This is a genomic window from Niabella pedocola (assembly GCF_021044425.1).
Lineage (GTDB): Bacteria > Bacteroidota > Bacteroidia > Chitinophagales > Chitinophagaceae > Niabella > Niabella pedocola.
This window is the reverse complement of sequence record NZ_JAJNEC010000005.1, coordinates 2,829,902-2,853,876: the sequence shown is the minus strand read 5'-3', so window position 1 is coordinate 2,853,876 and position 23,975 is coordinate 2,829,902. Positions and strand designations below refer to the sequence as shown.

Sequence of the window (23,975 nt, the reverse complement as noted above, 5' to 3'; positions counted from 1 at the left end):
GTGAACCCGGTTTTATTGAAGGTAGAAGTGCAGATCCCTTAAAGGGTCTGTTTTAAAATAACGATGAGTATTATGCAGCGCAGCAGCCGTATGGAGCATTTGCAACGCGCGTGCCTGGTCTTCCACTCCTGGTGCAGCGTACAGGGCAGTTGCATTTGCCCGCCATTTTTCAATACAATGTGTTGCCCACTCCCGCACGGATGCATCTTCGTCTACTGTACCCATGATCAGGTCTGCAATTATAGCCCAGCCACCAAAATTGCTAAAAAGCGTAAGCATATTCTTTCGTTGCTCCCTGTTCCCTTCGCTATAAATGACCCGGGCTTTTTCCAGGGTTCGCACTCCCTTAAAGCGGGCTAAAAAATGAAGAATGCTCTTGCCAAGGCTATCCCGGCTGCCGCCAAGATTGGATAACGCAAAAGCATAGGCCGCCGGCGGATCCAGCTTTTGGAGCGTTAAAAATGCCGTATTACGGATTTTGATTTTTGGATGAAACATGTACTGTTCTGCTGTTGCCGCATATTCTTTTGCACCTACCTCTGCCAGTCCGGCAAGCGCACCGGGTACCTGTATACCTTCCTGCAGCTTTTGGTGGTAAAACTGAGCAAGGTTAATGCCTGCATGTTGTAACGTAAACCGGGCAAAATATCGTACCGAAGCGGAGCTATCAGCCAAATACGGTAAAACAATATCCTGGAATCCGCTTTCGCCCTTAAAACAGTAAAGTGTGCGGAGCCTTATTTTGGCGGATGGATCCTTTAACAATTGCATCCTGGCTGGTTGCTGAAGATTGCTAAAATGATCAAGCGCCAGGGAACGGATCAAAAAATGCTGGTCTGTAAGCAGCAGCTCCAGCCCGTATGAACCTCCGGTTATGGAAGCGGAGAAGTGTTTTGCTAAAATATACCGTGGCTTATCTGCATACTTCTTAAAATGGAGAACAATGTGTTCCCTGCCGGCAGAAAGGATGTAGCGGATCATGTCCTGGTAAACATCCCCAAGATTGATACGCATTACCTTTTGAAGGCCTTCAAAAACCGGAAGGTTATCAATAAGTGCATTTAAATAAGCAGGCGTTTTATAATTTTCAATACTCTTGAGTGCTACTTGCCGGATGGGCAATACCCAATCTGCCAGCCGGTAAACGATAAAAGGGACTGCCTCGGGGAGGTTTACCAATGCCAGCTTTTTAACAGCTTCTTCCCTGATGCGGCCGTTTCCGTTTAAGGAAGCAATGGCCAGCAGCTGCACATATTGCGCTGGCGGAAAGTGAGTCTGGTAAAAATCGATATCGTCTTTAGATATGTTACAATACCGCAGTGTGTTATAGTAGCCGTTTTTACCACGAACCTTCCTAAAAAGCTGGATGATGGTTTGGCAGGTGGCGGCTCTTAGTTCATTATTGCCGCTTTTAAGAAATGGAATCAGTTCCTCAATAACAATGGGGGACCCAAAAGCTGCAATTTGCTGAAGTGCATCGAGCTTTTCTACCGTGTTGTCCTTCTGAAAAAACCAGCTTTTACCGGGTTGTTTTAGAATTTTTATGTGTTGCCAGATGTCCATTTTTAGCTGGTAGTACGGTTGCTAATTTAAGTATTGGTTTGTGTAATTAATGCTTTTAAGGAGATATAGCGTCAGGTCCAGGGATTCCATAATCCGCACAGGCCGGAGGCCTGCGTAAGAAGAGGATTGTTCGATTATAATCCATAATGCTCCTGCACCTCTTCCAGCACGTCGTCATCTAAATATTCGATGGTTTTTCCCAAATCAGCCTGCCCATGTTGCGTAGCAAAAAAAGCCAATGTAAGCCGGAATGCAACAGGATCTGTTATATACTGAAAATGGGATAACAGGTATTTTTCCAGTTGTTGCAGCGCGCCGATATAATCAGGCTCCAGTTCCAGCGGCAATGGTGGATTGTGAGGAGCACGGCGGCAATGATCGATTACTAGGCAAAGTCCAATAAATTTCCAGTGCAGCCATTGCTGCTCCATACCGGTTTGTACCAGGCAGGGTAATGCATAATAGGAAGCCTCGCCTACATCGCCCTGGTGATGCAAATTATCCCAAAGTTCATCAAAAACCAGTTCGGCTGATCTTTCATCTGTTGCCTTTTGTAATAGATTTAAGGGCATAGCCGCATTGTAGGGTATCTTATATCCGCCATTTAACCGGGACCAGATATGTGCATATTTTTCAATCATCCTTGATTATTTATCATTTACCAACGCTTCTACCAACTTTTTTTAGAAGAAATTGTAGCGCCGGATTTATTATTGGGCGCGCATAGCTCGCCATCATCGCCCACTACCTTTGCGCGTAACTGCATAGCCATAGCCAGCATTTTATCAATAATTTCGGCATCTGGATTCTTTACATCGATAGTACCCGCATGGTATGAAAACCTTGCATGGTTGCCCTCAATGCCATCGCGAGAATAGGCCGTCCATACGGAAAGCCCCTCGCTATCTACTGCTATGGCATCGCCGCTTGTTGTGGCAGCCGTTGCCTCGTGATCCAGCTGCATTTTGGGATCATTCTTTACCAGCTCCATCCACTCCTGCAGGGAAATAGCTGCAGCCGGGTCTTCATCTGCCCAGTTTTCCCTCCGGGTAATGTGCAATTCATAGCCCATCGCTATTGGTTTTTGAATGTATGCGTCACTTCAATACGACCAATAATGTGATCATTGAATTCCTCCAGCTCTTCTGCCGGTATCCAAAGCTCATCATGCCGCTGATCGCCAACATTCTGTACGGTAAACTTTTGCAGGTATGCGCTGTCTACGGCAAAACGGGTTACATAGCCCACACCATAGGCCGGCACATTCCATTCCCTGGTGATCTGGATGGCATAGCCCTCGTTCATTACGGGATAAAAAATGGGCTGATCCGGCAGGCGGGGCGGGAACCGTTTATAGCCGGATTGCGCAATCAGATCCAGCTCTGTTTGGTTAACGGGACGGTATAATGTGATGGTTTCGGTCGCACGCATATTTTGTAAAGTTCTTATTTTTTTATTCTGCTTCTCGATATATTTTTATTGCTCCGTATTTCTTCTTCTACGAATCAGTGCAACTCGCTTTTTTTGACAATTCCTTTATTTTGATCCAGCCCGAGCAGATAGTCCAATAAAATATAATGTACCCGGCTAAGAGTACAGCCAGTACTGGTGATGGTCCGTGCTCCCAGGCGGATCTCGAAATTGGAAACCGCTCCATCCATAGGGCAATTACGCTCAGGTGGCAGTTTTGACGGTAATGATCTTGATAGCAGATTCTTAAATATAATAAATTCCTCTGGCGTGAACGATCCCGTGAACAACTGTTTCTTCGTTTCTCTGTCTGGACTAAGGAAGCGATCCAGGGTTATTGTTGTAGTATCTATAAAAGTTACCCTTCCCTTATTATCAATAATAATTTTCTTTTCTCCACTCCAGGGGTTGAAGAAATCCAATTTTAGAGCACGGAAATTATCTACGGGTTCTTTTTGCTTTTCAATATTTACTAAAACGAGCGTATCCTCCCAGTTATCCGGTTTGTTAAAATATCGGAAGATATTTTCCAGTATGATAGTGTCTGCTGTGCATTTCAGCATTTTATAGTCATACAAACGCTCTATTTCTTTAGTTCCAGTCTGATCTGTTTCCCGGTAGGTTTGCCCAATGCAAAGGGTATCATTGTTAAAAAAATAGAACGCGGTATCAGCGTAAGAGTTGAGAGAGGAACAGAGTAAAGTGTCGTTGAGTATTTCCAGATATTCCAGGTGATCACTTATGAATATTTTGCTTTTCTGCAACTTTAGCAAAGAAGGATTTTGCGCAACTACCGTAGATACCGTAAATAATGGGATAATTATAAATATGGTTTTAAGCATATGAATGCATTCATTTTTCTCATCCATCAATATACCGTTTATCGTCCTGTTTTTCCTTTTTATCGCTGACTAGTTTAACCCGCCGGTTCTTGTAATCTACCTCAAAACGGTAAAACCGGTAAAAGACGTCATCATCATTGTGTTTTTCCCATCCCCTTATTTGTACGTCGTATTTATAGGTATGAGGGATGGGGGTGAGCAGGTTAAAAAAGATCTCTTCATTGGCTTCCATTTCAGCCTTCTTTTTCTTTACATAATCCAATGACTCTATCCATTCAATTATTTGCCGCTGCCGGGCAAACTCTGCATTCACTTCTTCATCAAACCGCTTATTCCATTGCCGGCCATATTTTTTAGCGATCAGCGCTTTAACCGCTGTATTGTGTTTTTCCGCACTATCAGCAATTTCCTGCGGTGTAGTGCAATCCCCAACGGGGTAAAATTCAATACCCCATTTATGGGCAATAACATCTTCGGCATTCTGCCGCGAAAAATTGGGCAATCCGTAAACGAGTAGCCGGTACTTTGGCGAAGCTGTTTGCGCCTGGGTGGTACTGATCGACATGGTCGTGATGATGATAAGCAGCAGGTGTTTTAGCATACTATATTATTTCATTGGTGTTATAAATGCTTCCGTTTCTGTAAAAATAGATCTATTCCTGGAATCAGTTGCATTTTTGCAACAGGTCCTACATAATCTGCACAATAGCCAAACCCCCTTTATCATAATACACACAGCCCCCCGGGCCTGTGCATCAAGGATAAAAGGGGTTGTATTTACTTTACGGTTGCCTGGTCCTCCGCATCAAATACATATTCCCTGCGGATAATATTTCCCTGCACATCTTTTGTTTCCTTATACTGGCGGTAATTATAAATATTAGGGGTGCCGGTGGCAGCATCTTCGCATTTGAAAAACGGGTCTTTTAAAATAAGGGCCTTCGTATTGCAGGCGGTATCCATACGCTCTTTACCCTGAATGAGGATTTTCGCAATAGGATATACTGTCACTACGCTGGTATATTGAACCCGCATAGGATTGCAATTTTCGGTGCAAATAAACTGATCCTGCTCGTACACACCGGCGGCGGCTATTTTAAGGGTATCCTGGTAGACCAGTGTATCAGATTTATCGAGGCCTCTGTGCCATATTACCCCTCTCCTGATCTCCACCGGTACCGGAAGTTCGTTTTTAAAGGCGGTGGTAAAAGTGTAGCCCTTCTTTTGGTCGTTGTCTTTTTTACAGGCTGCAATAACCGTTAGCAGGCAGGCAATGGATACAATGATTCTCATGAAATTTGTTTTGCTTTCCAAATAAAACGAAGCATTTTACCCAAACGCAACAATAGTGCGCTTATTCGCAAAAATCTATCCTTTCCTGGATGCACAACATTTTTGTATTCCTTTTTTAACGCAAAGTCCGCTATGGATCCGCAACGATCGCTATGACGGACTCCAGCGGTTGAACATCCTGGCGCACTTCGCGAAATCCTGGCGGTCCTTTCGTTTGAAAGCTCACCGCAAAAGAAGTTTGTAATAACAAGGCTATGCCCATGTATATTCGAATGCTTCATTACATTAAAAACACCTTTAACTTTATAAAAAATATGCAACCATGAAAAAAGAACTGATCACCGGAGGATTACACAAATTTGAAGCCGCCTGCTATGAAGTAAAAGGGGTGGAATGCTGGAGCGCCCGGGAGTTGAAGCCGTTCTTGGGTTATAACTTCTGGTGAAAATCTGTTTATCATTGTAATGTTTAATTGCAGCAACTTTGCAACAATCAACGTTTAGTCTTATCCTATTTTTGACATGAAAGAAGAGCAAAACATTATCATTTATAAGACACAGGATGGTAAAACTTCCGTTTCCTTATACGCTAAAGACGGCTCTGTTTGGATGAACCAGCAACAGCTGGCGGAACTTTTTGACACCTCCGTCCCTAATATCAGCATGCACATATCTAATATACTGAAAGATAGAGAATTAAATGAAAATTCAGTTATTAAGGAATACTTAACTACTGCCGCTGATGGTAAAGACTACAGGGTAACTTTTTATAGTTTAGATATGATTCTTGCCATTGGCTTTAGGGTACGGAGCAAAAGAGGTACACAGTTCCGGCAATGGGCAAACCGTCATTTGAAAGAATACCTGATTAAGGGTTTTGTGATGGATGACGAACGGCTAAAAAATCCCGATGGCCGGCCGGATTACTTTGATGAGCTGTTGGCCCGTATCCGGGACGTTAGGGCCTCGGAAAAACGCTTCTATCAAAAGGTAAAGGATTTATTTTCGTTAAGCAGCGACTATGATTCCACCGATAAAGCTACCCAAATGTTTTTTGCAGAAACCCAAAACAAATTGCTTTTTGCTATTACGGGCAAAACAGCCGCCGAAATCATTATAAGTCGCGCCAACGCCAACGATCCCAACATGGCGCTTACCAGCTGGAAAGGCACAATTGTAAGAAAGCAGGATATTTTTATTGCAAAAAACTATTTATTGGAAGACGAAATAGATAGTCTGAACCGTTTTGTAGTTGTGTTTTTAGAAACTGCCGAATTGCGGGCCAAAAACAGACAGGATATTACCATGGATTTTTGGAAGGAAAATGTAGACAAAATTTTACAGCTCAATGATAAGCCGGTGCTGGCCCACAAAGGCAGCATTAGTAATGCTCAAATGGAAAAAATGATTGAAGACGTATATGAACAATTTGATGCCAAACGAAAAACCAATGACGCGCTGCAGGCCGATGCAGCAGACCTCGAGGAAATAAAGAAATTAGAACAGGCAATAAAAAACAGGATGCCATAAAGCCGCAAGCACTACTGATACTTAGTATGGCACGGAACGGCGCCCCTCGCCAATACAGAGGCAGATCTTACTGCACATCCCGCGAAGGCTTTTAACAGAATCTTTCACCATCATGAAGTCAAAACAATTATATTCGTTTGACGATATCTTTATCAAAAAAACATGAAACATGAAAAAACTACTATTGCTTATGGTGATGGGTGCTGCTGTTACCGCCGGTGCTCAAAACGACCTGGCAAAAACAACGGTTAACGCATCTACCCTTCTTTTGAAAGACCCGCAATCGAAAACAATATTCCGGTCTGGAGATGCGGCCGCCGCTCGTGCGACCAAAACGATTGAAGACTGGCAACGGCTCCGGAGATCGGGGATCATATTAACCAGCGGAGGTATTGCCTGTATTGCCGGCGGTATTGCGCTGGTGGCTGTAGGCGATAACCAGTCGAACAACGGGTACGATTATTACTCGGATAGCCCGGGAGAAGCAAAAGTGGTAGTGGGCGTAATGGGTATTGCCGGGGGTATTATGGCCCTGGGCGGGGGTATTACCATGTGGGCTATCGGCAACAACCGGGTGAAAAAATATACAAACCGCATGTCTTTTGATATGGGCGGCCGCTCGGCAAAACTGGCATTCCGGTTTTAAGGCATTGCGCAAGACGCAGGGTCCTCTGCGAGAGACCCTGCTGAGAAAAAGGGGAAGCAAAAGTGGTGGTAGGCGCTATGGGTATTGTGGGTGGTATTATGGCCCTGGGCGGGGGTATCACCATGTGGGCCATCGGCAACAACCGGGTGAGAAAATATACAGACCGCATGTCTTTTGATATGGGCAGCCGCTCGGCAAAACTGGCATTCCGGTTTTAAGGCATTGCGCAAGACGCAGGGTCCTCTGCGAGAGACCCTGCTGAGAAAAAGAGGCTGCAGGGTTGTACATTAAAGGCCGGCGTGACCTCGCCGGCCTTTTTTATGACCGCAACAATAATAACGCGATGACCCGCCTGCTTTCAGTTATACTTTAATCATGCAGATTCTGAAACAAGTTGCCAATGACAGATTGCTTACGCATTGGAAATCAATTATACTTTAGTCATGCCGAACTTGTTTCGGCATCTATGCATGATTTAGGCAGATCCTGAAACAAGTTCAGGATGACCCAAAACAGATTTGTCATGGCTTCATTGATTTTGCTACGCAAATGGACAACTCAGGATGACATCCAAAAAAAGTGATAGCAGCGGCTCCAAAAACGCAGGGTCCTCCGCGAGAGACCCTGCTGAGAAAAACGGTCCCGCTTGTCCCGCCAGTCCCCGCTGCATATAGTCACCAGCCGTTGAGGCCCTTCGGCTCTGCAGATTCCATTATACATTGAAAGCCAATTATACTTTCGTCATGCCGAGTGCAACGAAGTGGAGCCGAGGCATCCCTGTGATGTCAGACTGCCCGGGCATTAAGAGACCCTTCCGCTCTGCTTCGCTGCGGTCAGGGTGACGAAAGAATATGATGTCATAGGCACATTGATTTTACAACGTAAATCAAAAACTCAGGGAGACATAACACCCTAATACACAAAAAGGTCTGGCTACCGCTGTAACCAGACCTTTTATTTGCATTGCTGTATCTTATTTCAACGACAGCAAAAAGCCAATAGTAAAGTTAGCATCCCAGTCAAACACAAAGGTGTCGCAATTGGTAGCATCCTTAATGGCTTTGTAAATATTTACACCGCTCTTGGTTTTTATCTTGTCGGATTTATAGGTATCCGGGTCGTTTAATACGGTATACCGCTCTTCGCCATTGCGGATCTCCTTGGCCAGCTCAAAAGGCACACCGCCCAGTATAAAGCATACCTCGCGTTTACCGGAAGGAATCTTTGCCGCCGCGGTTTTTACTTCACCGTATACGGCATCGTCTTTCAATCCTTTTTCATAATACTTGGCTCCCGGAGTTTCTACAGCCTGTACATTGTCGCCCGCGTTCACCCAGGAAATTTTTGTATTTCCTGAGCCAATATCCGTTACAAAAGAATTATCCCTGTAAGCCGCAGGCAGCACGGATTTCAGCGCCAGCTTTCCCTCCTGGTCTGGCGTAACCAGGTTTACCACGTAGCCCATCTTCTTCAGCTCAGAAGCAATGATGGCCGTTTTGGGCTCTTTTTGCGCGCCGGAGCTGATCACAAAATGTACGTTTTTGGAGCGTACGCCTTTATCAAACATATCTCCGATGTATTTCTTCAAACCCGCACGGATATCTTCCGTGGTAGCCATTCCCTCATAGGCAAAGGACTGACCAAAATCTTTGGAAACGATCTCCCAGCGTTTTTCCGCATCCATGTTGATGATAAATGAATTAAACCCGGAAGCGCCTACTTCTACCACGCCTTTCAGCTCGCCGTTTACGGGTTTTTCCGGCTCATAGTTAAAGGTTCTGCCGGAGGCTGTTGTCTTTGTTTTTGCTTCTGAAGGTTTCGGACCTTCGTCGCTGCCGGTAGTAGTGGTGGTGGTTGCCTCGGTTTTTACATCATCATGGCTGTTAAATACGCCGCTTTTATAACCCCAATAGCCAAGCAGGAAAATAGGAATGGCAATAATAAACGCCTTAATCGGCCAGCGTAACCGCGACCAGGTTGATCTTTGTTCCATAGTATGTGTCTGTGTTTTGTTGTTTGATTAATCCAGCAATGAAAAGCCTCTGTCTACTTTTTCTTCCGGTTTCAGTTCGTAACTGGCACTGGACATTTCAGTTACATTGAGCACTTTGAGATTGCGCTCGTCCACCTTCTTAATAAAGGCTTCCAGCTCGCTTTGAGAAGGTGTGCCACCTACGGTAATGTTGTTGTTCTGATCCAGGAAATCGAGGTTGGAACGGATGGAGGCAATGTTCTGGCTGATAGCGCCCGTAGCGGCATTCATGGCTTCCTGGAAGGCCCAGCCATCCTTAATGTTAAATACATCGGCCAGCCCTTCGGTGGCACTTTTCATTTTTTGGGTGGCCTCCAGTTTTTTGGCAATGATGGAGATGCTGCTGTTGAGCGTGCTTACATAGATGCGCGCGGCACTCTCGTTATCCTTTAATACCTCCAGCACTTTGCTGAACTGGTTGGCATATTGTGCATAGCTGCGGGCATTTTGCTCTTCTGCCTCTCCTTCCTTGCCCAGCAGGAAGGCCTTGGTACGGGTTTCCTTGGCATCCCGTGTAAATTCATTGGCTTTTTCATTATTGCCGCCGGAAGCCGCCTGTTTGGCTTTTTCCTCCAGGTTACCTGCTTCGGTGGTAAAGCGCCGTGCATACTGGTATTTTTCCTCGGCTGTTTTTTGTGCATTTTCCCCGCTGGTGATCATATCGATACGCACACCATCTACATTGGCGATCTTATTCTTTACACGCTTTAATGTATCCTTTGCATCCCGCTCCAGCAACTGCAGGGTTTCAATCGGGTTCCTGCGGATGATCTCTTTTTCTCCCTTAAACAACAGCACGGTTCCCAGGCGATGCAGCAGGGAAACGATTTTGGGTGCCAGCAATAACAGGGACACGAGCACGATACCAAAAATTACGAGCAACACGCTCTTCTGGGCATATTCCAGCAATACCGGCAGGTACTTAAAAAATGCAAACGCACCGCCAATAACCAGGGCCCAGAAAAAAATAGCGGAGATCGTTTTTTTGCCTTCCGGTGTCATTACCTGTGCCGGCAGTTTATCGCCCAGTACCTGAAAAATAGGTAACTGACTTTTTATTTCTGCCGGGATGTTGATTACCTGAGATTTTTCTGCCATTGTCAATTTTTAGTTTATGTTTTGTTCAATAATCGAAAGCGCTTTTTCAATATCGCCCACCACTTCGGTTACCGCTGCCTTACCGGTGCGGATCTTTTGGTCGATGTCTGTAAGCTGGCTATCATAAGAACCGTCCAGCGTTTTATAGGATTGCTCCTTGGCAGAAAGCTGCTGCTGCAGGTCTGCAATTTTTGTCTTCAGGTCCTGTATCTCCTTTTCAAGGGATTGTTTTTCCCGCACCAGGTTGTTTTGAATGCCCTGTTTCTGGTTTTCCTTTTGTGCCACATCCTGGGCAATCACCTCCTGTATCCGTGCGGCATAGTTGCGGCCGGTTTTCAGCAGCTTCTCTTTCGTGAGCGATTTGTCTACATATTTTAACGAGGTAAAGGCCGCTTTAATAGAGGTAGCGTCGATGGTGCCCATATCCGCAGCAGCGTTCCACACTTCAAAAAAATCGATGCCGTCTTCGTTCAGCTTTTCCAGCAGGTCCAGCACTTTCCCTTTCATTTCTTTAAGATCGGTATCCTGTGCGGTTTCCGTATGCACCGGCTGCACATAAACCGGCACAACGGGTGTAACGGCCACAGGTTCCGGTTTTTTTACAGGTGTAACAGGAGCAGGCTCGGGAGTTCCTGTAGTTTCTACATGTTCATCTTCAAAAATCAGTCTTCTAATATTCCGGAGAATTCCGAAGCTCGTCTTACCAGGCTTTGTGTCCATATTCAATAAATCTAAGCTAAAATACAAAAACTCCTTAGAAAAAGCGGTACCGCGACGGCGAACAAAGCGCCTTTGCCGGTGAATTGCTAAAAAACGGGCGCCGGATCCCCCATTCTGCCGGAAGACATGCACCTGGTGAAAAAATTAAGCAAAAAAGAAATTAATTATTGTTTTACGATAATTACTTATACCTTTACAGAAATTCTCCAAATGCAAAAGGTTCGCGTTATTGCTACGGCTCTGTTGTATCTGTCCCGTCTTTTGGCGGTTCCTTACCTGGCTACTGCGCTGTACATCATCGTTTGCTTTCTTTTCAGCAATCAAATGGTACACCCACTGGATGGCGGACAACGTTTTGCCCTGCATTACCCGTTTACATCCACTAATTTTTTAATAGGGGATGAGTACCGGTTCATCTATATTTTTGAGATGATTGCGTTTATCGGTTTATACGGCGTTTTCTTCTGGATGCTTGGCAATATTTTTAAGACGTTCCGGGAGCAAAAACTCTTTACCCGAAAGGGCGTACAGCGGCTGAAAGTTTTTTACCTGCTCAATTTCCTGGCGCCGCTTCCCTTCCTTATACGGCACCTGGCAGATCATTATGAAGTGAGCACCATTGTGATTCTTACGGTATTGCATTGGGTGTTGGGCATCTTTGCTTATTTTATGGCCGTTATTTTTAGCCGGGGCCTACAATTACAAAACGAACAAGATTTAATATTTTAAACCATGCCAATTATCATAAACCTTGATGTAATGCTTGCCAAACGTAAGATGCAGTCAAAGGAATTGGCCGAAATTTTAAACGTTACACCCGCCAATTTATCCATACTCAAAACGGGCAAGGCCAGGGGCATCCGCTTCGACTCGCTGGAGGCTATCTGTAAAGCACTGAAATGCCAGCCCGGGGATATACTGGAATATGTAGAGGAAGAAAGCTAAATCCATCATAACAGCACTGGTATAAAAAATGCGGCCGCGAGGCTGCGGGGAATTTTATTGTCTTTACAAAACCGGATCACATGAACCGTCTTACTATTGAACAGCTTAGCAAAACCTACCCCGGCGGGGTAAAAGCCCTTAATGCTATTTCCCTGGAATTATCGAATGGGATGTTTGGCCTGTTGGGCCCCAACGGCGCAGGAAAATCTTCATTGATGCGCACCATTGCCGGTCTGCAGTCACCGGACTCGGGCCGCATTATCTTTAACGGCAGCACCGTTACACCGGGTTCGGTGCTTATTAAAAAACAACTGGGCTATTTGCCCCAGGACTTTGGGGTGTATCCGAAGCTGTCTGCTGCAACTTTACTGGATCACCTGGCGATCCTGAAAGGCATTGCACAAAAAGCAGAGCGGAAAGAACAGATCGGCGCCTTACTGCAACGCACCAACCTTTATGCGCATAAAGACAAAGCGGTAAGCAGTTTTTCCGGAGGGATGCGGCAGCGCTTTGGCATCGCGCAGGCCTTGCTGGGCAACCCGCAGCTGATCATTGTGGACGAGCCTACCGCAGGTTTGGATCCGGAAGAACGCAACCGCTTTAACAACCTGCTCAGCGAAATCGGTGAACAAGTGATCGTGATCCTTTCTACCCACCTGGTGGAAGATGTGCGGAATCTTTGCACCAACATGGCCATTATTCAAAACGGAACCCTTATTGCAACAGGAAGACCCGATGACTTTGTGAAGGCGCTTGATGGAAAAATATGGTCGAAACGGATCGACAAAAAAGATGAGGCGCAACAAGCACACCGGGTGATTTCATCGCATTTTACGGCCGGAAAGCTGCACATCAATGTGTACGCAGAAGATACACCGGGGGATGGCTTTTTGCCCAAACAGGCTGACCTGGAGGATGTCTATTTTACCCAACTCACTCAATCCTGAAATTATGTTCCGGCAGTTAATCCACTTTGAATGGCTGTTCATCAGCAGGAAGCGATCATTTTATCTGTTACTTCTCTTCTTTTTATTGCTGGGCCTTGCAGCCGGTACGGTGGCGCGTTTCCCCTTTCCCAACACCTTTAAGAACGGCACGTATGTACTTAATTATATCATAGGCATCCTGTCCTTACTATGTATCTTCTCTACTACCATACTGGCCGCGCAGACCCTGTTCCGCGAAAAAGACAGTCGCTTTGAGTCGATCCTTTACGCCACACCCGTGCGCAAAGGCCCGTATGTATGCAGCCGGTTCGGTATTATTTTTCTGGTGAGCGCCCTCTGCTACCTGCTGCTGATAGCGGGTATGATGGCGGGTCACCTGATGCCCGGGCAGTACCCGGATGAGCTGGATGCCATACATCCCTTGCGATATATCCAGCCCTTTTTCATGCTGCTACTGCCCAATATTCTTTTCTGCACAGCAGTAGCTGTAAGCATCGGGTTGTTTACCCGCAATAAGATGCTGGTGTATGTATCTGGTATACTGGTTTATTTTCTTTACTGGGGCATTTCGTTTTATGCCAACTCACCCATCATTGCCAACAGTACACCAATGCCGGCTTCGGCGATGCGTATGGCCGCATTGGCAGATCCGTTCGGCATATCGGCCTTCCTGGAGCAAACCCGCTACTGGAGCGCCCCCCAGCGCAATACACAGTTGCTGCAACTGCACGGCCATTTGCTTATTAACCGCTTGCTTTACCTGGCCATATCCGGATTGCTGCTTTTACTGGCCTATAAAAAATTTGTATTGCAGCCACAGCCTGAAGCCGGGAGCCGAAGACAACGCCCGTCATCAGTGGTACCTCATAACCCCTACCACCCTGTAAGTACCCGTACAACCGCCCGGCGTTATAACCTGCAATGCCTGCAAAGCCTGGTATCGATCGGGTGGAACAATATTATTAAAAGCATTCCTATCTGGCTGATCCTTGCGGGCTGGGTGGGCTTTATGAGCATTGAAACCTTCAGCGATATCAACGGCAACAGCCGGCTGCCGGAACACCTGGCCACTACCGCTGTACTCGTTAAAGGGATCCTGTCCGGGTTGCCGCTGGTGGCGCTGCTGGTACTGGTGTTTTATGGCAATGAGCTCTTCTGGCGTAGCCGCAATACCCGGTTTGATGCGCTGGAAAACACCACGGCCGTTCACTCGGTAGTACTGCTGGTTTCAAAATGGTTGTCGCTATTGCCAGTGGTGCTCCTCTTATTGCTGGCGGGTATCGGCATGGGGCTGCTGATCCAGCTCATTAAGCACAATGCGCCCATCAATTGGGCGTTGTACACCTCGCTGTTTTACCTTATCGGCCTGCCTTTATTCCTGAATGCAGGATTGATCATTTGCATACAGGCGCTCATCAAAAATAAGTATGCCGGCATTGTGGTTGCAGGGCTGGTGGTGTTACTAACCAACACCAGTATGGGTAACCTGCTTGGACTGAAGCATCCATTGCTGCGCTTTGCCAATGCATTTCAGGGGGCTTATAGCGAAATGAATGGCTTTGACAATACCCTTACTGCTTTTCATTACCAGATGTTGTACTGGCTCTGCATTACCTTATTGCTTTTTATGCTCACAATTGCGTTCAGGCGGGGTGCTGTTAGCCGCAACCGGGCCTCATGGATGTGGAAGCTTTGTACATTGTGCGTGCCTGCAGGTACCGCTATTTATGCAGGCGCTACTATTTTCATCAACACGCCGTCTATGAACCGGCAAACTCTTACAGACTGGAAATGTTCCTATGAAAAAAAATATGCCTTTATTGCAAACAGGCCTCAGCCGGTGATCACCGATGTAACGGCGGCAATTGATCTTTACCCCGGCAAAGGGGGTTATAAGGTGCAGGGCCGTTACCAGATGGTTAATCAAACCGATACCCCTATCGACACGCTTTATATGTATGGCGATAAGGAAATGCACTGGCAACAATGGCAGCTTCCCAGCGGCAAATGCATCGCAGCCGACTCCCTATACGGTTATTATATATTTAAGCTTCACCGCCCGTTAATGCCCAATGATCGCATGAACCTGCAATTCAGTTTTGAATACCAGGGCAATCCCTTTAAACCGGCCGCTGGTTTTAACACCATTGCCCGGAACGGAAGCTTTATCCGCATCAGCCGGTACTTTCCGGTACCGGGGTATAATAACAGCAATGAAATTGAAGACAAGCAGGTTCGTAAAAAACTGGGGCTCGATACGGCCGGCCGGCTCTTACCCCTGGCATCGCCCCGGGAAAAAGATGCGGGCTTTGTACGTTTTGAAGCCGTAGTATCGGTTGATGACAACCAAACGGCCATCAGCATTGGCGAGCTGACGGGGCAATGGAAAAAAGGATCCCGCAATTATTACCGTTACAAAACTCCGGCACCGGTACCCTTCCGGTTTGCAGTGGCATCCGCCCGGTATGCGGTTAAAAAGCAACAGCAGGGCCATACCGTTATTGAAGTGTATTATGATCCGTCGCACGCCCGCAACATCGCTCACCTGATGCAAGCCGCACGTGAGAGTATAGCCTATTGTGCAACCAACTTTGGTCCCTACCCTTTTTCAACCGCCCGGTTCGTGGAAATATCAGCGCTTACCAAAGGCTTTGCAGGAACGGCCTACCCCGGCAGCTTATTCATCAATGAAGGATTCGGATACCGCAATGTGATCGGCAAGGATCCGGCAAAGGATATCATCAATGAAATGGTAAGCCATGAAACGGCACACGCCTGGTGGGGCAACAGCGGCATTGCGCCGGATGAGCGGGAAGGCAGCACGCTGATGACCGAAACGCTGGCCATGTATACAGAACTGATGTGCTACAAAAAAATGTATGGCAACGTTGTGCTTGCCGACCGGGTGAGTGTACACAAGGACCTGTACCTCAGCAGCCGCAACCTGTCTGATGAACGGCCCTTATTCCGGCAGCATCCGGCGCAATCCTATCTTTCCTACGACAAGGGAATGGTGATTATGTACCAGCTTTACCTGCGGCTGGGTGAAGCGCGCATCAACGAAGCTCTAAGGAACTTTTACCGGCAACATACTTATCCCCGGCCTGTACCGGTTTCCACCGACCTCCTGGAGGCGCTATACGCCGTTGCAACGCCTTCGGATACGGCAAAACTGAATGAATGGTTCCGCCAGATGGTTACCTACGACCTGGTGCTGGAAACAGCCACAGCAAGCCTGCAGACAAATCATACCTACACATTAAAACTGGATGCGGCCCTTACTAAATACCGGGAAGACGGAAAGGGAAATGCAACCATCATTTCTTTTGATGAGCCCATCGACGTGCTGATCTGTTTTGCCGGAGGTGCTACTGAAAAACGGGTACTGCAGCCGGTGCACAACCGGGTTCAAACAAATTTTTCCTTTGCAAAGAAGCCCCTGCGCGTGGTGCTGGATCCGGATCTTAAATTCCTGAACCGCTCGGATGCAGCTAAGGAAAAAACAATCCTTTAAACCCTGCAGTATCGCTCCAGGGGAAAACGCGCATAAAAAAAGCACCCCTTTCGGAGTGCTTAAAGCTATTTTACAAAACCTGTAGGTTTATCCTAATGCTACTCTTTTGAATTCGGTAACGGTTACATCACCACTTTCTTTCAGGTAGTCTGCTACCGATTTACCGGCATCTTTTACAAAAGCCTGGGCGGTCAGCGTCTGCTCTTTAAAAAATGCAGCCATTTTACCTTCGGCAATTTTAGCCAGCATTTCTTCCGGCTTGCCTGCCATCTTCGGATCTTCTTTCATGATATCCATGATCACAGCTTTTTCACGTGCTACCACATCAGCCGGAACGCTTGCTGCGTCTACAGCTACCGGGCTCAGGGCAGCAACCTGCATTGCTATATCTTTACCTACTTCAGCAGCCTCTTTATTCAGTCCTACCAGTACACCAATACGGTAAGCACCATGAATATAAGCAGCCACATAAGGTGCATCTACTCTTTCGAATTTGGTGATACCGATCTTTTCGCCGATAGACGCCAGTTTATCATTTACCAGGTCTGCGATCTTGGCACCGCCGATTTCTGCTGCATTCAGCTCTTCAGCGGTTTTAATATCGTTAGCGATTGCAGCATCTGCGATGCTTTTTACAAACGCAACAAAGTCTTCATTTTTAGAAACGAAGTCTGTTTCGCAGCTTACGCATACAACGATACCCGATTTGTTGTCTGCTGTAGTTTGAGCCACGACTACACCTTCTTTTGCTTCACGGTCGCTTCTTTTTGCTGCTACTTTCTGGCCTTGTTTGCGCAGCCAGTCGATCGCAGCTTCAAAATCGCCGTTTGTTTCAGTTAATGCTTTACGGCAATCCATCATACCGGCGCCGGTTGCCTGGCGCAGCTTATTAATATCCTGTGCGGTTATAGTTACTGTACTCATTGTTTTTGTTTAAAGTTTGGAGTTTACGATTTGAAGTTCGGTACTTCAGATCTTAAACCGGACTTATGTATGAAATCTTATTGTTATCAATCCTGACCCTACTTACGGAACCGGATCAAAGTGAGTAAGGTTTAAGATTCAGTATCTGATTTCTAAGGCCCTGCCTTAAATTCAAACATTGAACCTTAAACCTTAAACATTTATTATCTTCTGGGAGCTCCGCCTCTTGAACCACCACCTCCGGTAGTTGTTCTGCGACGTTGACCCTGACCCTGGCCCTGACCCTGACCGGCATTTGTACCGGCTCCGCGTCCACGACCGCCGCGGCCAGCTTCAGCTTCCGCTTCAGCCTGCATTTTTGCAGCTTGTTTTTCTTTTTCGTCTGCAAAGTTATCTTCTACATCCTCATCTTTTGCAGCTTGTCTTTCACTCAATCCTTCTGCAATTGCAGCAGTGATGTAGTTTACAACAATGGCAATAGATTTAGTAGCATCATCATTTGCAGGAATTGCAAAATCAACTTTATTAGGATCTCCGTTGGTATCTACCACACCAAAAGTACCGATGCCCAGGCGTTTTGCTTCAGCCAGCGCGATGTGCTCATGACCGATATCCACGATGAACAAAGCAGCAGGAACACGACCCAGCTGGGCGATCCCTCCCAATACTTTTTCCATTTTCTCTTTATCACGGGTTAATGTCAGACGCTCTTTCTTTGTAATGCTGTCGAAAGAACCATCACCCAGCATTTTTTCGATGCTTTGCATTTTCTTAACCGACTTACGTACGGTATTGAAATTGGTAAGCATACCACCCAGCCAACGCTCGGTTACATAAGGCATTCCTACTCTTTGTGCGCACTCAGTTACAATATCTTTCGCTTGCTTCTTAGTACCTACAAAAAGTATTTTCTTACCGCTGCGTGCAATTTGTTTCATTGCAGCTGCAGTTTCCTGCAGGCATTCTACGGTTTTGTTTAAGTCGATGATGTGAATGCCTTTTTTCTCAGCAAAAATGTACGGCAACATTTTAGGATTCCATTTCTTTTTTAAGTGACCGAAATGTACACCTGCTTCCAGAAGCTGCTGTTGTAAGGATGTATTATTATTTTCCATCTATTAAAAATATTTATCGTTTTTAGTTTATTGTTTATTGCTGGTTTGCGATGGTTGAGCAGTTTTAAAAGGTATGAACAACCATAAACTACAAACCATAAACCACAAACGTTGTTAACGTTTAGAGAACTGGTAGCTCTTTCTTGCTTTTTTGTGACCAAATTTCTTACGCTCAACAGAACGGGGATCCCGTCTTAATAACCCGGCCGCTTTTAATGCAGGGCGGAACTCAGCATTTACTTCTACCAGTGCACGGGCAATACCCAGCATGGCCGCTTCTGCCTGGCCCTTTACGCCTCCGCCGGTAGCTGTGATCTTTACATCAAATTTATCAGCTACTTCAACGGTTCTCAGCGGGCGGTCTACCTGGTTTTGCAGGTATACCAGGGAAAAATAATTTTTATAGTCTTTATCGTTAACGGTAATGTTACCAGTACCCTTAGATAAGAAAACGCGGGTAATGGCTTCTTTACGACGTCCTACAGCATTTTTTTGCTTTTCCATTATTTATTTCTTATTTGGTCCCGATCATTATCGGGATGTGATTTGGAATTGGTGATTTAGAACTTCAGTTCTTTGGGTTGTTGTGCAATATGCGGATGGGTACCGCCGGCATATACAAATAATTTTTTGTACATCTTACGGCCCAGACGATTTTTAGGAAGCATCCCTTTTACAGCCCGCTCAATAATCACTTCCGGGCGACGTTTTTGCAGATCAGATGCTGTTTCTTCTTTACGACCGCCAGGATAACCACTGTAGGTGTCATATACTTTCTGATCCATTTTGCTACCGGAAAGCTTTACTTTCTCGCAGTTGATCACGATGATGTAGTCGCCGGTATCCACATGAGGTGTATAAATGGCTTTGTTTTTTCCGCGTAAAATAGCAGCAATACGGGAACACATACGTCCTACAGTTTGATTAGTACCATCTACAACGTACCAGTTACGCTGCACGGTAGCCTCGTTCGCATGTTTCGTAGTGAAATGTTGTTTACTCATTTTAAAATTTATTTTTTAGTGACCCGGGCTATCCCCCGGCCCTTTTTCTAAGGGAGTGCAAAGGTAGACGAGTATTGTTTAAAAAACAATGAAAAACGAAAGTATTTTTAACCACTCCTTTGCAACGAACTGATTTTCAGTAATAATTTTGATCAAAAAAATATATCAATGCCTATCATGCCGGTAATTTCAGCCTAACACCACCCAGGAACGGGAAAAAATCTGTGTGGGCGGATCATAAGCCCCGGTATCTAAAACAGCCCTTATATGCATCCCGGAACCAGAAAAAGGCGCAACGATCGTCCTTTTGCTCCCTGTCTCATTCCCTGAAACCCAGCCGATGCCCTTCCCTACGAACCGGCCGGGCATAAAAAAATACCTGCGGAACCCAAATTCCAACAGGTATGCACTCTATATATACGTAGGCCGTTTAAATTTCCCTGAGATCGGTTATGCCGCTGCGGTTATTCCGGCGGGCCGCCTTCTTACACTACCGGTTATTTACCGTTGCCCAACACCTCGGCCAACTTTCCGTCCAGTGAGGCTTCATTCGACTCCTCATAGCGGCCGATGATCGTTCCCTCCCGGTTGATAAGGATCTTGGTGGGCAGGGAGTGGATGCCAAATTTTTCACTGATATCATCCGGATTCTCTTCGCCCTTGTTGATCTTATCCCAGTTCAGGCCGCGCAGCACGTTGTACCATTTCCCCGTGCCATCCTTCTCAATGGCCTTCTTCCAGGCATCATGATCGCTGTCATCATCCGCCACCGCAATAATCTCCAGTCCCTTTGCTTTATATGCGGCATACAGCTCCTTCATATGCGGCATACTTTTCCTGCAGGGCACACACCAGCTGGCCCAAAAATCGAGCAATACATATTTCCCTTTAAAATCAGCCAGGCTTATGTTTTTTCCCTTCAGCTCTTTGGCTGTAAAATTGGCGGCCATGGCACCGGGAGAACCGGCTTTCAACTTTTTTATTTCCTTAGCCAGGTCCTTTCCGCCTGCACTTTGCTGCAGCTCCGCATTCATTTTATTGTAGAAATATTCCAATGTATCCAGTCCCCAGCGGCCGGTATAATAGCGCAAATTGTACCCGGTAACATAGGAACTGGGGTTCGCGTCAAAAAAATCGTAATGGATCCTGGCGATCCGCTGAAAATACGGATCAAACTGGGCATGAATGGCTGCAGCCCTGTACTTCAGGGTATCGACCTCTGCCTCCGGCCGTTTATTTTGCTCCGCCAGCCGTATCTCCTTATTGGCCACCGAATAGGCATCCGAAAGCGGTTTCATTTCAGCATACACAGCATCCACTTTTGCTTTTAACCCATTGGCTTCTTCCTGGATTTCAGAACCGGTGACCGTTGCTTTTTCAAAATTATCTGCCGGGACCATAATGGTTACCGTGCCCGGTTCCAAAAAGAATTGCCGGCCGTTCTGACGGTCCTTGCCGGCGAGCTGCAACCGGTTCTCCAGCCAGGCATTGGTTGGCTCTTTAATGGTTCCCTCAAAAACAAAGCGGCCGTTTACCACCTGTGTACTATCCGTAACCCGTGTGCCGGTGCTCTTTTCATAATGAAGCGCCACCTTGCCTTCCGAAGCCCCGATAACCGTGCCCTGCACGCTAAAGTTTTTTTCCGGAGCCTGGCCCTGTGCGGCGGCGCTCAGCAATACAAAACACAGGTTCAACGTCATTCTATTTTTCATATCTTTTATATTATTACGGCATCCCGTATTGTTTTCTTTGTATGGCTATTTCAGGAGCTCCGCCAGCTTGTTACCCAGTTCATCCCCGTGCAGGTCCCGGGCAATAATTTTTCCGTCGGGCCCAATTAAAAAATTGGCAGGAATACCCTGTACATCATATTGTTTTGCCACGGCGTTGTCCCAAAATTTCAGATCGGAAACATGCGTCCAGGTAAGCCGGTCTTTATGAATTGCCTCCAGCCATTTTTCTTTTGCATTCGGCTGATCCAGCGAAACCCCGAGCACGGTAAAATTTTTGTCTTTGTACTTCTGATACATGGCCACCACATTGGGGTTTTCTGCACGGCAGGGCCGGCACCAGCTGGCCCAAAAATCCAGCAATACATATTTTCCCCGGAAATCCTTTAAGGAAACCGGCTTGCCCAGGGTATCATTCTGTGTAAAATCAATCGCCGTTTGACCAATACCTGTAAGTTTTGCAACTGCGATACTCCGGGCAATATTTTTTCCGGGGGCGTTATCGGTTGCAGTAGCATCCAGGGTATTAAAAATCGTTTCCAGTTCACCCTCGCCCAGATCGAACCGTATTTGAGAAAGCACCACCGTACTGGCCGCAGACTGTGTATGCTCACTGATCCATTTTTTCATCAACTCGGTTCTGGTTGTGCGCAGCTGCGTTATAACGGTCTGCAACGCATTCAGCGCAACAGTGTCCTTGTTCCGGTACAGTTCATTGGCCTTGCTAAATACCGAATCTGCCGTACTTAATTCCGGTGCCGTTTTGATGAATTTTTCAAACGCCTGGTAATCCATCAGGCCCGCGCTTCCCGTAATACGTGCCTCTTTAAAACCAGGCCCCTCGCCGGCAATATTTACAGCTCCCTTATCCAGATAAACCATGGTATAGGCATTGGGATCCTCGAATCCCTTCCCCATATTGATAAAAAACATATTTCCTTCACCCCTGGGGATATCCAATGTATACGTAAAACCACCGGCCACTGTTTTTACCGAGTCTTTTTTATTGCCACCGCCCTGCTCGCGGAAATAAACCCACTTACCGGGTTCCGTTCCTTTTATAGAGGCCTTAACGGTTACCTGTTCTGATTGTGCTGTAACGGTTAACGACAGCATGCTCAACCCTATCCATAATAATTGCTTCATGTTCGTGTTTTTTATGTTTAAAATCCGGGAGTTTGTTGTATCAGGTCATTCGATTTTATTTCTGACTGCGGGATGGGAAAGATCAGTTGATTTTTCGCCTTGATAACCGGCAGCCAGCTCTGCACCGTTGCAAACGGCAATCGCCGCATGGCCTGCCAGTCGAGCCCGCTTTCACAGATAAAATTCCGCATCGTTTCCTTTACCACCACTTCTCTGAGCTTTGAAGCCGCAGCAGCGGCATCCACCTCAGAAAAATTGGTAACGCCCGAGCGTCCCATTACGGTTTTCAGCAATGTGCGTGCTGTTTCCAGGTTGCCTCCGGCCGCTGCAGTGATGGCTTCTGCCTGCAGCAGATAGGCCTCTGAAAGCCGGAACGCATACCCGTTTTCTGTGATTGCCATGGATTGCAAACCGGTGGTGGGCCCGGGGTAATACTTGGTAAATGCAAGCACATTCCGGTTGCTGCGGTTCTTTACTGTTTGATATACCCAGGTATTGCGCGGGTCATTTGCAAACAGGCTTTGACCAAAAGCGCTGGGGGTGGCCGTAATATAATACAGGTAACTCTGGTACTTGGCGCCCTGGCCGGCAACGGGTGCCACGCTCAGCATCACCTCATTGCTTGCCGTACCCTTCGTCCAGAAAATATCTTTTGTATTCGGCTCCAGGGTATAGGGGCTGCCCGCAATGATCGATTGTGTTAGACTGATCACCTGGTTGTAATCATCTGCAGTGCCACGGTTCATCAGCACCCTTGCTTTTAACTGCTTCGCAGCCCATTTGTTGGTATAAAAGTTTTTTGTATTCCGGTCGGGCAGCGCATCAATCCACGCATCACTCAGATCCGCAAGAATAAAATCATATACCTCCTTTACGGAACTTCTCGATTTGCGGATATTATCCGGTTTTACGAACGCATCCCGGAGCACGATGCCATAGGCGCTGTTCAGATCATAGAATTCACCAAAATTCAGCAACAGGTACGTGTTGGCATAGGCTCTTAAAAAACGCGCCTCGGCGATCATTTGTTTTTTTGAGGCATCCGGGATATTGCTTAGCGGATCGATGTTTTTAAGAAATCCGTTGGCGGCATTTACCAGGGAATAACCATAGGTCCAAAACATCAGCGCCACGCCATCTGTTGCGTTATAACTGTGATCGGAAAGCGGAAGGTCGATGGACTGCTGTACCGCTGCCGATCCGCAGAGCTGCGAGTACCTCCATTCCGATACCTGGTCCCATTTGATGACGGGTGCATCATTATTATCGGCACCGGAATTTGCAAACCGGTAATACACGCCGTTAAGCACTGTGGCTGCGCTTTTAGCATCTGTAATCACCATTCCGTCTACTTCCGAAGTGGTAGGAAATACATTCAGCTGCTTTTTACAACCGGCTGCCAGGCCTGCCAGGGCGAAGCCTAAGATGATCCTGCCTATTATATTTTTTCGCATTGT

Annotated in this window: 25 protein-coding genes; 8 read left to right on the top strand and 17 right to left on the bottom strand. The window is 46.5% G+C overall.

Annotation, left to right across the window (positions count from 1 at the left end):
• Window positions 1-12: 12 nt before the first annotated feature.
• The 7 genes from LQ567_RS19255 to LQ567_RS19225 form a co-directional block, all read right to left on the bottom strand.
• The gene (locus LQ567_RS19255) at window positions 13-1,563 is read right to left on the bottom strand and encodes a HEAT repeat domain-containing protein (protein WP_231007279.1); all 1,551 of its coding nucleotides are present in this window, start codon (window positions 1,561-1,563) and stop codon (window positions 13-15) included.
• Between the two features lie 134 nt (window positions 1,564-1,697).
• Window positions 1,698-2,204 (bottom strand): hypothetical protein, encoded by a 507-nt coding sequence (locus LQ567_RS19250; RefSeq protein ID WP_231007278.1) that lies wholly within the window; start codon window positions 2,202-2,204, stop codon window positions 1,698-1,700.
• A gap of 29 nt (window positions 2,205-2,233) precedes the next feature.
• The gene (locus LQ567_RS19245; RefSeq protein WP_231007277.1) at window positions 2,234-2,635 is read right to left on the bottom strand and encodes a hypothetical protein; all 402 of its coding nucleotides are present in this window, start codon (window positions 2,633-2,635) and stop codon (window positions 2,234-2,236) included.
• Between the two features lie 2 nt (window positions 2,636-2,637).
• Window positions 2,638-2,994: an ADP-ribosylation/crystallin J1 gene (locus tag LQ567_RS19240; protein ID WP_231007276.1), complete on the bottom strand. Its 357-nt coding sequence runs from the start codon at window positions 2,992-2,994 to the stop codon at window positions 2,638-2,640.
• 74 nt (window positions 2,995-3,068) lie between these two features.
• Entirely contained in the window at window positions 3,069-3,902 is an 834-nt protein-coding gene (locus LQ567_RS19235) for a hypothetical protein (protein ID WP_231007275.1), read from the bottom strand.
• The gene (locus LQ567_RS19230; protein WP_231007274.1) at window positions 3,895-4,476 is read right to left on the bottom strand and encodes an FEKKY domain-containing protein; all 582 of its coding nucleotides are present in this window, start codon (window positions 4,474-4,476) and stop codon (window positions 3,895-3,897) included. The genes LQ567_RS19235 and LQ567_RS19230 overlap by 8 nt, the downstream gene beginning before the upstream one ends.
• Before the next feature lie 176 nt (window positions 4,477-4,652).
• On the bottom strand, window positions 4,653-5,168 hold the full coding sequence (locus tag LQ567_RS19225) for a hypothetical protein (protein ID WP_231007273.1): 516 nt from the start codon (window positions 5,166-5,168) through the stop codon (window positions 4,653-4,655).
• Between the two features lie 322 nt (window positions 5,169-5,490).
• Here LQ567_RS19225 and LQ567_RS26105 point away from each other — a divergent pair, with 322 nt between their 5' ends.
• From LQ567_RS26105 to LQ567_RS19210, 4 genes are all read left to right on the top strand, one after another.
• Complete coding sequence (locus LQ567_RS26105; RefSeq protein WP_262909628.1) at window positions 5,491-5,613, top strand: hypothetical protein; 123 nt, start codon at window positions 5,491-5,493, stop codon at window positions 5,611-5,613.
• 76 nt (window positions 5,614-5,689) lie between these two features.
• Window positions 5,690-6,697, top strand: a complete 1,008-nt coding sequence (locus LQ567_RS19220) for a virulence RhuM family protein (RefSeq protein WP_231007272.1) — start codon at window positions 5,690-5,692, stop codon at window positions 6,695-6,697.
• Between the two features lie 169 nt (window positions 6,698-6,866).
• Entirely contained in the window at window positions 6,867-7,343 is a 477-nt protein-coding gene (locus tag LQ567_RS19215; protein WP_231007271.1) for a hypothetical protein, read from the top strand.
• A 62-nt stretch (window positions 7,344-7,405) separates the two neighbouring features.
• Window positions 7,406-7,561: a hypothetical protein gene (locus LQ567_RS19210; RefSeq protein ID WP_231007270.1), complete on the top strand. Its 156-nt coding sequence runs from the start codon at window positions 7,406-7,408 to the stop codon at window positions 7,559-7,561.
• Between the two features lie 755 nt (window positions 7,562-8,316).
• Here the strand turns inward: LQ567_RS19210 and LQ567_RS19205 are convergent.
• Genes LQ567_RS19205 through LQ567_RS19195 form a run of 3 tightly spaced genes read right to left on the bottom strand, consistent with a single transcriptional unit; the run spans window position 8,317 to window position 11,193 of the window.
• Complete coding sequence (locus LQ567_RS19205) at window positions 8,317-9,336, bottom strand: hypothetical protein (protein ID WP_231007269.1); 1,020 nt, start codon at window positions 9,334-9,336, stop codon at window positions 8,317-8,319.
• A gap of 27 nt (window positions 9,337-9,363) precedes the next feature.
• On the bottom strand, window positions 9,364-10,473 hold the full coding sequence (locus tag LQ567_RS19200; protein WP_231007268.1) for a hypothetical protein: 1,110 nt from the start codon (window positions 10,471-10,473) through the stop codon (window positions 9,364-9,366).
• Window positions 10,474-10,482: 9 nt separating this feature from the next.
• Window positions 10,483-11,193 (bottom strand): hypothetical protein, encoded by a 711-nt coding sequence (locus LQ567_RS19195; RefSeq protein ID WP_231007267.1) that lies wholly within the window; start codon window positions 11,191-11,193, stop codon window positions 10,483-10,485.
• A gap of 210 nt (window positions 11,194-11,403) precedes the next feature.
• Between LQ567_RS19195 and LQ567_RS19190 the strand changes: the two genes are divergently transcribed.
• The 4 genes from LQ567_RS19190 (at window position 11,404) to LQ567_RS19175 (ending at window position 16,599) form a co-directional block, all read left to right on the top strand.
• Window positions 11,404-11,922, top strand: coding sequence for a DUF2975 domain-containing protein (locus LQ567_RS19190; protein WP_231007266.1), 519 nt, complete (start codon window positions 11,404-11,406; stop codon window positions 11,920-11,922).
• Between the two features lie 3 nt (window positions 11,923-11,925).
• Entirely contained in the window at window positions 11,926-12,138 is a 213-nt protein-coding gene (locus LQ567_RS19185; RefSeq protein WP_231007265.1) for a helix-turn-helix domain-containing protein, read from the top strand.
• A gap of 80 nt (window positions 12,139-12,218) precedes the next feature.
• On the top strand, window positions 12,219-13,085 hold the full coding sequence (locus tag LQ567_RS19180) for an ABC transporter ATP-binding protein (RefSeq protein WP_231007264.1): 867 nt from the start codon (window positions 12,219-12,221) through the stop codon (window positions 13,083-13,085).
• A gap of 4 nt (window positions 13,086-13,089) precedes the next feature.
• On the top strand, window positions 13,090-16,599 hold the full coding sequence (locus LQ567_RS19175) for an ABC transporter permease/M1 family aminopeptidase (RefSeq protein ID WP_231007263.1): 3,510 nt from the start codon (window positions 13,090-13,092) through the stop codon (window positions 16,597-16,599).
• 87 nt (window positions 16,600-16,686) lie between these two features.
• On the opposite strand, the gene tsf is transcribed toward LQ567_RS19175, so the two are convergent.
• The 7 genes from tsf to LQ567_RS19140 all read right to left on the bottom strand — a co-directional run bounded on the left by tsf (window position 16,687) and on the right by LQ567_RS19140 (window position 23,972).
• Entirely contained in the window at window positions 16,687-17,523 is an 837-nt protein-coding gene (gene tsf / locus LQ567_RS19170; RefSeq protein ID WP_231007262.1) for a translation elongation factor Ts, read from the bottom strand.
• Between the two features lie 203 nt (window positions 17,524-17,726).
• Window positions 17,727-18,638: a 30S ribosomal protein S2 gene (rpsB, locus tag LQ567_RS19165; RefSeq protein WP_231007261.1), complete on the bottom strand. Its 912-nt coding sequence runs from the start codon at window positions 18,636-18,638 to the stop codon at window positions 17,727-17,729.
• Between the two features lie 114 nt (window positions 18,639-18,752).
• On the bottom strand, window positions 18,753-19,142 hold the full coding sequence (rpsI, locus tag LQ567_RS19160) for a 30S ribosomal protein S9 (protein WP_231007260.1): 390 nt from the start codon (window positions 19,140-19,142) through the stop codon (window positions 18,753-18,755).
• A gap of 56 nt (window positions 19,143-19,198) precedes the next feature.
• Complete coding sequence (gene rplM / locus LQ567_RS19155; RefSeq protein WP_231007259.1) at window positions 19,199-19,642, bottom strand: 50S ribosomal protein L13; 444 nt, start codon at window positions 19,640-19,642, stop codon at window positions 19,199-19,201.
• A 497-nt stretch (window positions 19,643-20,139) separates the two neighbouring features.
• Window positions 20,140-21,354 carry a TlpA disulfide reductase family protein gene (locus LQ567_RS19150; protein ID WP_231007258.1) on the bottom strand — a complete coding sequence of 405 codons (1,215 nt, stop codon included), beginning with the start codon at window positions 21,352-21,354 and terminating at the stop codon, window positions 20,140-20,142.
• A 45-nt stretch (window positions 21,355-21,399) separates the two neighbouring features.
• Window positions 21,400-22,518, bottom strand: a complete 1,119-nt coding sequence (locus LQ567_RS19145; RefSeq protein ID WP_231007257.1) for a TlpA disulfide reductase family protein — start codon at window positions 22,516-22,518, stop codon at window positions 21,400-21,402.
• A gap of 17 nt (window positions 22,519-22,535) precedes the next feature.
• Window positions 22,536-23,972 carry a RagB/SusD family nutrient uptake outer membrane protein gene (locus LQ567_RS19140; RefSeq protein ID WP_231007256.1) on the bottom strand — a complete coding sequence of 479 codons (1,437 nt, stop codon included), beginning with the start codon at window positions 23,970-23,972 and terminating at the stop codon, window positions 22,536-22,538.
• Window positions 23,973-23,975 lie beyond the last annotated feature (3 nt).